We start from the raw sequence: 11,973 nt of genomic DNA on the forward strand, positions 1-11,973 counted from the left end.
CACCTTTATTTAAGTCTTTAAAATGGCTTATTTTTCTGATTTTGAGATCTCAGCAAGCTCTTTAGCAATTTCTTCTGAAGAAATCAAACCACGGAATTTCGCCCAAGTTAAACGATCCACAACGTGTACACGATCATTTTTCACTGCATCTAATTCATTCCAAACTTTATCTTCTTTCATCTTAGCATAGAATGGATCATCTTCACCATTGACCATAATAAACATGCGCTCAGGATTAACTTCTGAAAGCTGCTCTGAGTTCATATTTAAGTATGGTGCATTTAAATACTCTGGAAGTTGATCTGCAACTTCTTTTGTTAAAGCTTCTTTAAATCCTAATTCATGTAAAAACTGACCAACATATGACTTATCAGAGTGTGCCAATAAACCAGATTGAGAGATAACAGCTGGCAATACTTTTTTATCTTTATCCATTGTAATTTCTTTTTCATATTGCTCAATTTTTTCTTTATGTTCATCTAAACGTTTACTTGCTTCATCATCTTTAGAAAGCGCTTTACCAATAGTTTTAAACGCTTCCAAATTTTGTTTATAATCAGAATCTAAACTTGGTAATAAAATCGTTGGTGCGATCTTACTTAATTGTTCATAGTTCCCTTTATGACGGTTGCTATCTGCAATAATAAGTTCTGGCTTCAACTCGCTAATCACTTCTAAATTAGGTTGTTTACGATCACCTACTGATTTATAGTCACCCACTTTGTCGCGAATTGGCTCGATAATATTTGACTTGTCCCCATCATCAGCAATACCTACCGGCTTCACACCAAGTGCAACAAGTGCATCTACAAATGAATATTCAAGCGCAACAACTTTTTTAGGTGTTTTCTCAATTTTTGTTGTGCCTCCATCATGTTTCACTTCAACGCCTTTACCTGATTCAGCAGTATCTTTATCGTCTGAATCTTTTGCACCACCACATGCTGCAACAAGTAACATCACTGCAATAACAGTGAATAACCCCATCCATTTCTTTTTATTCACAGTTTAACGCTCCTTTTGTTTTCAAAGTGTACTTCACTAAATATATTAATTGAAAACGATTCTCATTGTCAATGGTGATAAATAAATTTTTCTTTTTTCTTATTTGTAAAACCTTCGATCAATGCAGTAATTCCTTTGTCTTCATGATATATTCTGGATAATTGTTCATTGTGCATACTTTGGGCAATGGCAGCATAACCCAATTTAAATTCGATTACATCACCGATTTGATAATAGTCAGCCTGTCCTAAATGAATCAACAAGACGTCACTCGTATAACCAACAATACGCAACTGCGTATCATAAGGCGTAATATCTTCAACAGCAGTATCTAACTGTCCTATATTAACAACTGCCTGCAAATATGATTGATGCGTTCTCAAGTCTAGACGTGGTTTAATTTCAATAATTTCTCCAGTTATCATGACAACATCATCATACAACTGTGGCAGTCGCATATTGTAGGCCGTTTCATATCCACGGAATATGGCTTCACCTATACGCAGTTCATTGATTCGTCCTAAGTTTTGATACATCGCCAATATTAACATACTGGAATTACCCCCAGAAATGGTTTGAAAACGCAACTGTGTATCTTTCTCAACCGCTTCAATAAAATGATGAATATAAGGTAAATCTTCTTCAGTAGGTGGCATTTGGCGATAACACATAAAATTAAAGGCTAAGCCTTTTAAATTAATCCCCTTTAATTTCATGATTTCCGAAACATAAGATACCACTTCATAAGTCAGTACGCCTTCACGCCCATCTTTCCAATCAACCATCAACAAAATTTGATGCTTTATATTTTGTGCCACTGCGGCTGCATTCAGCGCACGAATCGTCTCCATTTCTGTTTGCAAACTGATTTGTGTGTATCGAACAGTCAGCTCAGCATCTTCTGGTACGATACCTCTAATCAACATATAATGCTCTGTCGGCTCTTGCTGTACATAAATGTGATTAAGTCTGGACTCTGCTAACATATCAAAACCGATATCACGCAACATTTTATGTACACGTAAGTCACCAGCCATACATTTGGTGACAGGTATCATACGGATGCCTTTTTCTTGTAACATCTGTTGTAAAATCATTGCATTATATTGCATCTTATTCAAATGAATATGTATATGTGGCATTCAACTCACCTCTTCGTATACAGTGGATTATCGAGTGATATATTGACATATTTTTTAACTTGTTGTGCTATTCGCATACTTAACAATGCTTTAACATTTACTCGTTCATCAAATAATACACGCTCTAATACATCAGCGTGAGCATCGTAAGGTTGTATGGCTTGGCAAACAACATCCCCCACAATACGATAAAGTACTGCATCATTACTTTTATGCACATGTTTAAAATGGTGGATAAGCGTCCCCAGTTGATTTTGGATAACAGCATGTTGAAACTTAGCGATCACCGCTTCTATATCCTCAGCAATTAAACTATGATTTGTTAGCTGAATATTAGGCACAGCTTTTTGAAGTGTCTGTACATCAATCCGTGATCCTCCCAAATCTCTTACAATAAAGGAGAACTTTTGGTCTTCGCGATTAATTTGTAGAATTGTATTTTGTTGATGCGCTTCTAGTGCAATACCGTATTTTTGAATATAACCCACTAACGGTATGATTAATGCACGACTATACTCGCGAATAAATTGTCTAATCGTGTCATCACTCACAACGCCATATAAATACTCTATAAGACTATCAACCACCACTTGTTTGTCTACCGGATTACGCTCTATTAGACAAGCTGTAACAAGCTGTGTTATATCAGAAGATGTCGTCTCTGGAGTTTGACGTACAATCATAGCAAACTGACGTGCCGTGTCTGCTGGTGCATCGACATACACACCATATGGCTCCATCGCAACTTGTAGTGTTGGATATTCGTTTAACAGTTCTTGTAATTGATAACTCAAGTGTGGACCATCCACTGTTGTTACCGTTGAAACCGTTCTAACTGCACTTGTCGCTTGTACATTCAGTGGCAACTTAATATGATAAGGTCGCTTTAACAAATACATTGTTCGAAAAGATAATGTTGCCTTTGCATCCACCGTAAAAGGTGTCGGTATAACTTTATGTAAACGTATTGCCTCATCAAAAGCCTGTACAATGACATTTTCATATTGCCATGGATGTACAAATAGTACACGATAGTTCGATAACTCTTTTTCGTATGGTTCAAGAAACTGGCGTAAAGGTCTTGCCATATCTGGAATAACAGTATTAATCATAAAATTCGATATAGTTTCCATGGATGTTTCACAAACAATTGCTTGATCTACGAGTACAATTTTTAGCGGTACAACACGCATAAACTCCGGTGCATAGGCTTGTATTTCTGATGATGTAAGTGGGCGCTTCGTTTTGGTCAAAGGATGTGATGGATGTCCATGCCAAACCATCCCTTCTGTATACCCGAGAACTGAAAAATCCTCATCTTCACCCATATGTGTCAGCCATGCAATAAAATTGAGTTCGCTAGGCATTCTTGAAAACTTGGATGCGTGTTCCATGGCCACTTGTCGATGTGTATATTGACGATAACTCAACTCCAACCCCAACACACTATGCTGCAATTCTGCAATAAGTTGTTCGTGAAATTTGATATTAAAATGTTGACTCAATATATCAATGAGCTGTTCTAAACTTTGGATATTTTGAGAAGTATCCCCTACTTTATATACAATTTCACCCTCCATCGTAAACTGATAAAATGCACTTTGTGTCGCATAGTGTGCATAGAGTACATGCTGATGATAACGTATTTTAATGATCTGTTCAGCAATATCAATCTGCGTATTTTTCGGAAAAAGTGATTCTTTTATGCATGCAATAAGTACACGATACTGAATCATTAAATCTGCTTCTTTATGATGATATGTGACTGTCATTTGTTGTGCCTCCATTAAACTTAATAGTCATAATAAAACTCATCAATGCGATGATTGTCGTTAAACAGCCCATCGTTAAAAATGTTGCTACAATGCCAAACTGCTCTGCTAATAGACTCATCAACAATGCACCTAATGGAATCATGCCTCTATCCATCATGATTACACTTAAAATCTTCCCTCTATGGTTAGGATCGACATCTCCTTGAAAATAAATACGATTGGTCGTTCGTGCCAATTGACCAAATAAACCTACAAAGAAGATTGTAATTAATAATCCATATGCCCCCAATGGATAAATAAGGATTAAACTTATTCCAAATAGTATAGAACTGATATAATATAAATGTTGTGTATGTATATATTTTAGAACAATGGGAATGCAAAGTGTCGCAATAATACCCCCAATCGCACTTAATGCCATGGCGGTTCCAAATAATGTTGCATCATTAGGAAATTCAGCATCCGTTAATATCGGTAATAAAGTTGAGTAACAATAACCTGTTGACATAATGAGTAATGCTGTTATAAATATGCGTCTCGCGTTTGTATTTCTTTTAAAATACTGATACGTCGTTGCTAAAGAGAACCCTTTTGTACATTGTTCCTTTTTTTCATCAAGATCAATAGGTAAGCTTGCAATCAATGATAAAGCATAACATACTACTTGCACGGTAAATGCACGCTCCACACCAGAAGAAGCAATTAAAAATCCCGATATTGCTGGTCCTACCGAGCGACACGTATTCAATATAAAAGAGTGATAAGACACAGCTTGAGACATAGTTAATCGATGAGATAGGTCTGGTAACACAGCCTGTCTAACGGGCGTCTCAATAGCGCTCATACAACCACGTAATAGGGCATATATATACAAATAGTACATCGGAACCTCTCCCATAACTATGACCATTATCGTTAATATCGTAGTCACAACTAGTGAACTGCCTACACTTAACTTTATTAATGTACATCTTCGGTAACGATCAGCAAGTGCACCTGCCCATATGCTCAATAAAAAAATAGGAGCTAGTCGAAAAAAATTAATCCATGCAAGATCAAAAGCACGATGGTGTAGTTGGTAAGCATACCAGTTTAATGTAATCTGACCTATCCAATTGCCAAGAAAAAGTAAAAATGTACCGGAATAGAACCATTTTGCCACGTTATCCACTCCCCTTTTAATTGATAACCGTTCTCATTTCCGATAATATGGATTATACGAATCATTACAACTTTTGTAAAATAAAAAGAATGAGGTGCTCAAATGAATGCCGAAAATAATCAATATAAGATAACATCTGTTGAATTCACCAAAGACGAACGCCTAAGTTACGAAACACTTTGTAAAACTCATCCACAATGGGCTCACTACTTTGAAAAATATCTTATGGAAGGTCGTGACCTTGTAACGGCACGCTTGATTGCGTCGATTTATCGCGAAAACTTAGTACAAGGGTATGTAAACAGTGACTTTGTCGATCATTCAAACAATGTGACTTCACCATTGCAACACCACGATATTTTAATGATTCGTTTTACATATACGCAACAAACCTTATACGCTAAAGTTACTGGACACCATGCATTTAATCGTATCAATGTAACAGGTCCTTTTTATTGGCATACAGATACAGGGTACGAACGTATTATGCACCCGAATGATATACTTGATGTTATTATTCAAGAAAATATAAATTATCGAGGTCAAGCTGCTGAGCAATTCCAAGATGACCTTGAAAACAGTGCCTGCTATATGACACTTGCACTGAGTTATCAATATATGAAATATGGTCAAAACTGTACATCTTTATTAAATTATATTGAGAATCAAGATGACCCTTACCTTTCTTCTGAACAAGCTGTTGTTGAAGGTCATCCGGTACACCCGGGAGCTAAATTACGTAAGGGTATGTCACCACAAGAAACGATTGACTATTCATCTGAGTATGAGCAGGCAATTCCATTACGCTTCGTTTTAGTGCATCATGACTATATTCGTCTACAAGCGTTAGATCAAGTATACGAAACAATTTTATATGACTCATTTCATGGATTACGTGAGGCTTGCGACACAGTATTGCAACATCATAGACTTAACCCACATGACTACACCATAATGATTGTACACCCTTGGCAATACGAACATATTTTACAGTCTGAATATCAGCAAGAGCTAGATAACGCAATGATAGTACCACTCGACTATACATGTCACTATTATGCAGGTTTGTCATTTCGAACATTGATGCCAAGCTATCCAAATTTGTCACCACACATCAAGTTATCAACAAATGTTCACATTACAGGTGAAATTCGAACATTATCTGAACAAACAACGCACAATGGTCCATTAATGACTCATATTTTACAGCAGATTACATCAACAGACCCACTATTTCAGGATGTACCTACGCATGCTATTCCTGAAATTGCCGGCGTTCATTTTTTCAATACATATGATACACCTGAACATCAAGAGCGTCGAAGTGAGCAGCTGGGAACTTTACTTCGTCAAAATATCTATCATGATATCGACATAGATCGAGCATTACCGCTCATTCCTTCAAGTCTTATTGTTGGAACACCATCGCAAACATCTTGCCTAATGATTGAATTAATTGAACGCTATAAACAAAGTTATTCGATTTCAAATGACCGTATTGCCATTGAACGTTGGTTTACACGTTACGCACACGCACTTATTGATTATGTTATGCCATTACTCATTAAGTATGGCGTTGCACTAGAGGCACATCTTCAAAACACAATTGCTGTCTTTAATAGACATGATGGCCTACTCCAAACAATGTACATTCGGGATTTTGAAGGGTTGCGCATTGATCGCAGTCAATTACAACATATGGGATTTGACACATCAAACTTCCACCATAAATCTCGTATTTTAACAGATAGTGAACAATCTGTTTTCAATAAAGCCTTTTACTCAACAATTCAAAATCACCTTGGTGAAATCGTAAGTACATTAAGTCGTTATTATTCTATCGAAAATCTTGAACAACTATTATGGCAAATTGTTCGAACACGTATACAACACCTAATCGAAACTTGTCGACATTGTGATGTTAATCATGATCGCTTAAAAGCCATAGCATCTACCTTTTTTGATACAACAATTGATTATAAATGTGTAACAACGATGCGCCTATTAGATGAAGCACATACTTATACTTATATCAAAGTAGATAATCCTTTAACTTTAAACTATACAACTGTGACATCTCGTCAAAAATAAAATATTAAACATGGCTCATACAACCTAGAGTTTTTTATGGCAGTTAGAAACAAGTGAGTCTCTATCTATACATTGCAATATGATAGACCTCTCCCTAAATAAGGATGATTAAGTTTGAAGCAAATTTAGTACAATCAAATATTCAAACTAATCATCCTTTTTACAATCGTCATCCCAAATTGAATCACCAAAACTACTGTGTACGCACTTCTTTATAACAACCTGATCTATTCTTTTTACCTTTTCCTTTATTCGTTAAATAAAAATCAATTTTTTATTATATGATCCATGTTTCTTATTTCTAAGTTATATATTAGAATAGTGTCCAGAGACTATTTTTAAAGGAGTCCTGATACTTATGACACTTATGCGGACATTCACTTTTATGCTTAGCATTTTTATTGTTGGAATGGTAGAGATGGTTGTTGCAGGGATTATGAGCTTAATGAGTGTAGATCTTCATATTTCTGAAGCTTGGGTTGGACAGCTGGTCACCGTATATGCTTTTACTTTTGCACTGACAGGCCCTATCTTAGTAAAATTAACAGAACGTTATGCACCTAAACCAGTACTGGTCATTACCGTACTTCTTTTTATTATTGGCAACTTTATGATCGCATTATCTCCTAATTTTATTATTTTAGTGATCGGACGTATCCTTTCATCTGCTGCCGCTGCACTCATTGTTGTTAAAATTTTAGCAATTACTGTCGTTCTTGCGGCACCACATAAACGTGGTCAAATGCTTGGGCTCGTTTACACAGGTTTTAGTGCCTCTAATGTATTCGGTGTTCCAATTGGTACACTTATTGGCGACTGGATAGGTTGGCGTTTTACATTTGTATTAATCAGTGTTATCGGTATTATTGTTGCGCTATTATTAATGCGCTATCTTCCTAGTGAATTACGTATTCATCATGAACATAGTCACGCTCCAACAACAGTTATACATAGTAAAAAAGAAGTGATTAAACTCCTTGCTGTAACATTTATTTTTCTTACTGCCAACTCTATTGTCTATATTTACATCAATCCACTTATTTTATCCGGAGGACATACATTACAGTTCGTGTCACTGGCACTTCTCGTTATCGGCATTGCAGGTATGTTAGGCACATCAATGGGAGGATACTTTACAGACAAATTATCTTTTAAAACGTGGCTTATTGTAAGTAGTAGTACTTTTATGATAATCCTACTTATTTTGGGACAACTTTGGACAACTTCTGTGTTACTTCTCATCGCATTATTTATTTGGCATTTAGTCGAATGGGGCACAAATCCTGCTATACAATCAGGACTTATCGATCAAATTCAGGGTGATCATAGTCAGATCATGAGCTGGAATATGTCCGCACTCAATGCCGGTATAGGTTTTGGTGCATTATTAGGCGGACTTATTGTTACACATATCAGTTTACAATCAACTATTTATATCGCTTCTTTTATAGGATTTATTGTTTTTATAATCGTTTTAACATTAAATACATATACAGCCGAGTCCACAAAATAGCATAAAACATTAAAGAACCGAGCACATCACTGTACTCGGTTCTTTTGGTTATAACGGCTTATTGTAAACCTTTATTTTCATTGCTGTCTTTGCTTTTGTCGTTCTTTTGTTGCCACTCTTTACGTGTCATGACATCATCTACTTGCATATTTACTTCTACAACTTCTAAACCAGTCATATGTTTGACTTGTTCTTTGATTAGCTCTGTAACTTTACGGAAGATTTTTGGTGCTGATTCACCATATTCTAAAATCACTTTCAAGTCAATTGCTGCTTGTTTTTCACCAACTTCAGCTGATACACCTTGTGTCACATTTGGACCACTTGTAAATGAACCACTGATGCTGTCTACAAATCCGCCTTTCATATCTAAAATACCTTTAACTTCACGTGCTGCAATACCTGCAATTTTTTCGATAACTTCATCAGAGAATGTTAAGCTATTTGAGAATTGTGGCCCTTGGTTTGCTTCGCGTTGTTCTTGTTCTTTTTGATTCACACCTGTATTGTTATTGTATGCTTCTTTTGCTTTATTGTTATCTACTGTCATCATAAAAACTCCTTTTATCAAAATTTTATAAATCTATCATTCTTAAAAGTTTATCAACTTTGTGCTTATACTAGCTTAATCGATTGAGTAAATTTAAGAAATCTTGTGTACGGTCTTTAATATACCCTACACCAATCCCTATTAAACATAAAATAATAATTAAAATTGTTTTCCAAAAACCAAGTGTCAAAAAGAGAATCGCAATGAGTAAGAATGTGAAGAAACCCATGATGCGCCATTTATAACTTTTTAATAGTGCGATAATCTGTTCATTTGAAGCTTGGTCACCTTGACTATTTTGGTTTTGATTCGCCATAAGATTCCCTCCTTTACACTACTCGCGGTTCACCATTGTTTTGACGTTGATCACGAACATTGATGTCCAATTTGCGCACTGGCATCTCAGAGAAGCGTTCTACATTTTCCTTGATATCTGCTCTTACTTGCTCTGTTAAAGTTTGAATATTGACTGTACTTGTTGGCACTAAGAAATCTGCTTTAATATCTACAAAGTTATGATGTTTCTTATGGTATAACTTCGCTACTGCATTAGGTTGACGAATGTCGTCATATTTCTTCAATGTATCCAACACTGTATTTTCAAGTGATTTACGCGAAATATAAATATGTCCATCACTATAATCTTTATATAATCCCGGTTTGCGATGTGTTGGTTTGAAAGCACTGAAAAATAAAATAAGCCCAATTAAAATTAAAAATGCAGATAAACCGATGAGCAATGGTTCAAACCACTGATATTGATAGAAATAATTTTGGTATTGTGTAATAGGTTCATATTCAAGATACATAAACAATAAGAACCCAATAATGACAACCATTAATAATCCCAGACAGAAATTTTTGAGTCGTCTCACGTTACATACACCTCCTATTTTGTTGTACATTTATAGTTTCTCACATTCAAAGTATACCCTTGTTTTGTTATTGAAAACTTAATTTCTTATAAATTTAAAATATATTTACTAAGTATTTCGATAACAACTTATATCTCTAAGCGTAAGCTGATTTCTTTTACCCTTTATTGTTATGTTTAAACATAAAAACTGAGGTGAGGACATAATGTTTCAATTCCGTAAGAAAAACACCACAAAATCCTTTGAATTGAATTTTGTGGTGTTTTTCATTTGTATTCTTTTGAAAATTAGTACTTACCTTGCTCTTTTCTTATACTTAGCGTCATAAGAGCAATTCTCATCTCACATTAGTAGAGATTCATTTCATAATCTCCATCACTACTATTCATTAACATACTATCTTACGCTAAGTCTTCACCATTTGATTGAATCACTTTTTTATACCATTCGAATGATTCTTTTTTCATACGCTTCATTGTACCGTGACCTTCATTATCTCGATCAACATAAATCATACCATAACGTTTTTTCATTTCTCCCGTTGTAAATGAGACAATATCAATAATTCCCCATGGCGTATAGCCTATTAAATCAACACCATCTTCTGTTACTGCTGCTTTTACTTCTTCGATATGTGCACGTAAATAATCAATACGCGCTAAATCATGAATACGACCATCGGACTCTACCATATCTACTGCACCAAAACCATTTTCTACAATAAAAAGTGGAATTTGATAACGATCATAAAAGCGATTTAATGTATAACGTAAACCTACTGGGTCAATACCCCATCCCCAATCACTTGATTGGATATGTGGATTATCAACGCCGTGTGGTAATCCACCATTCGCTACGATATCTGTAGTACTTGGCTCAACTTCACTACTCACTGTTGTTGACATATAGTAACTAAAACCTAAGTAATCTACTTTACCTTCCATTAAGATATCATTATCTCCTTCTTGCATAATGATGTGATAACCTTGGCGTTCAAATTCTTTTAATGCATAATTAGGATAATATCCACGTACCTGAACGTCTGGGAAAAAGTAACGCTCACGCATATAAGTTTCTGCCAGCATAATATCTTCTGGCTTAGAACTATATGGATAAATTGGCACGTGTGAAACCATTGCTCCAATTTTGAAATTAGGGTTAATTGCTTTGCCTTTTGCTACAGCTAGGGCACTTGCTATTAATTCGTGATGCGCAGTTTGATACATCACTTCTTTTGCGTCTTCCCCATCTTTTAATTCTACGCCTGAATTCGTCCATAAGAATAATGGGTTTCGCACATCCATTTGATTATTGATTTCATTAAATGTCATCCAATAACTTACTTTATCTTTATAACGTTCAAATACAGCTTCAGCAAAATTCACAAAATAATCGACCACTTTTCTACTACGAAAACCTCCGTATTCACGTGCCAAATGCAACGGCATTTCAAAGTGAGATAATGTTACAACTGGTTCAATACCATATTTCAATAACTCATCAAAAACATCATCATAAAATTGTAGTCCTTCTTCGTTTGGCTCTGCCTCATCACCATTAGGGAATATACGTGTCCACGCAATTGATGTTCTCAAACATTTCAAGCCCATCTCAGCAAATAAAGCAATATCCTCTTTATAACGATGGTAAAAGTCAATAGCTTCATGATTAGGATAAAATACATCCTCTTCTATATCCTGTGTAATCTGTCTCGGTACACCATGCGCACCAGCAGTCAGTACATCAACTACACTTGGACCTTTTCCTCCTTCATTCCAGCCTCCTTCAAACTGACTTGCAGCAACAGCGCCACCCCATAAAAATTTTTTCGGTAATGTTTTCATCGTAATATCTCCTCAC

The 11,973-nt window shown here is 35.6% G+C and carries 10 protein-coding genes; 2 read left to right on the forward strand and 8 right to left on the reverse strand.

Translation table 11 applies throughout. The features are described 5' to 3' along the window. Positions 1 to 27 precede the first annotated feature (27 nt). The 4 genes from FGL66_RS07705 to FGL66_RS07720 all read right to left on the reverse strand — a co-directional run bounded on the left by FGL66_RS07705 (position 28) and on the right by FGL66_RS07720 (position 5,084). Positions 28 to 1,005, reverse strand: a complete 978-nt coding sequence (locus FGL66_RS07705; protein ID WP_180809248.1) for an ABC transporter substrate-binding protein — start codon at positions 1,003 to 1,005, stop codon at positions 28 to 30. Between the two features lie 68 nt (positions 1,006 to 1,073). Beyond that, positions 1,074 to 2,147, reverse strand: a complete 1,074-nt coding sequence (locus FGL66_RS07710) for an alanine racemase (protein WP_180809249.1) — start codon at positions 2,145 to 2,147, stop codon at positions 1,074 to 1,076. A 5-nt stretch (positions 2,148 to 2,152) separates the two neighbouring features. Then, positions 2,153 to 3,919 carry an IucA/IucC family protein gene (locus FGL66_RS07715; protein ID WP_180809250.1) on the reverse strand — a complete coding sequence of 589 codons (1,767 nt, stop codon included), beginning with the start codon at positions 3,917 to 3,919 and terminating at the stop codon, positions 2,153 to 2,155. After that, a complete protein-coding gene (locus FGL66_RS07720; RefSeq protein ID WP_180809251.1) occupies positions 3,897 to 5,084 on the reverse strand; it encodes an MFS transporter in 1,188 nt (395 codons plus the stop codon). Before FGL66_RS07720 ends, FGL66_RS07715 begins: the two co-directional genes overlap by 23 nt. A gap of 102 nt (positions 5,085 to 5,186) precedes the next feature. Here FGL66_RS07720 and FGL66_RS07725 point away from each other — a divergent pair, with 102 nt between their 5' ends. Next, on the forward strand, positions 5,187 to 7,175 hold the full coding sequence (locus tag FGL66_RS07725) for an IucA/IucC family protein (RefSeq protein WP_180809252.1): 1,989 nt from the start codon (positions 5,187 to 5,189) through the stop codon (positions 7,173 to 7,175). A gap of 358 nt (positions 7,176 to 7,533) precedes the next feature. Continuing rightward, positions 7,534 to 8,688: an MFS transporter gene (locus FGL66_RS07730; RefSeq protein ID WP_180809253.1), complete on the forward strand. Its 1,155-nt coding sequence runs from the start codon at positions 7,534 to 7,536 to the stop codon at positions 8,686 to 8,688. A 58-nt stretch (positions 8,689 to 8,746) separates the two neighbouring features. Here the strand turns inward: FGL66_RS07730 and FGL66_RS07735 are convergent, their stop codons facing one another. From FGL66_RS07735 to bglA, 4 genes are all read right to left on the reverse strand, one after another. Continuing rightward, positions 8,747 to 9,238 (reverse strand): Asp23/Gls24 family envelope stress response protein, encoded by a 492-nt coding sequence (locus FGL66_RS07735; protein ID WP_180809254.1) that lies wholly within the window; start codon positions 9,236 to 9,238, stop codon positions 8,747 to 8,749. Positions 9,239 to 9,308: 70 nt separating this feature from the next. Continuing rightward, positions 9,309 to 9,554, reverse strand: a complete 246-nt coding sequence (locus tag FGL66_RS07740) for a DUF2273 domain-containing protein (protein WP_180809255.1) — start codon at positions 9,552 to 9,554, stop codon at positions 9,309 to 9,311. Positions 9,555 to 9,567: 13 nt separating this feature from the next. After that, complete coding sequence (gene amaP, locus FGL66_RS07745; RefSeq protein ID WP_180809256.1) at positions 9,568 to 10,113, reverse strand: alkaline shock response membrane anchor protein AmaP; 546 nt, start codon at positions 10,111 to 10,113, stop codon at positions 9,568 to 9,570. A gap of 401 nt (positions 10,114 to 10,514) precedes the next feature. Beyond that, entirely contained in the window at positions 10,515 to 11,957 is a 1,443-nt protein-coding gene (bglA, locus tag FGL66_RS07750; RefSeq protein WP_180809257.1) for a 6-phospho-beta-glucosidase BglA, read from the reverse strand. Positions 11,958 to 11,973: the final 16 nt, after the last annotated feature.

This window comes from Staphylococcus sp. 17KM0847, assembly GCF_013463155.1.
Lineage (GTDB): Bacteria > Bacillota > Bacilli > Staphylococcales > Staphylococcaceae > Staphylococcus.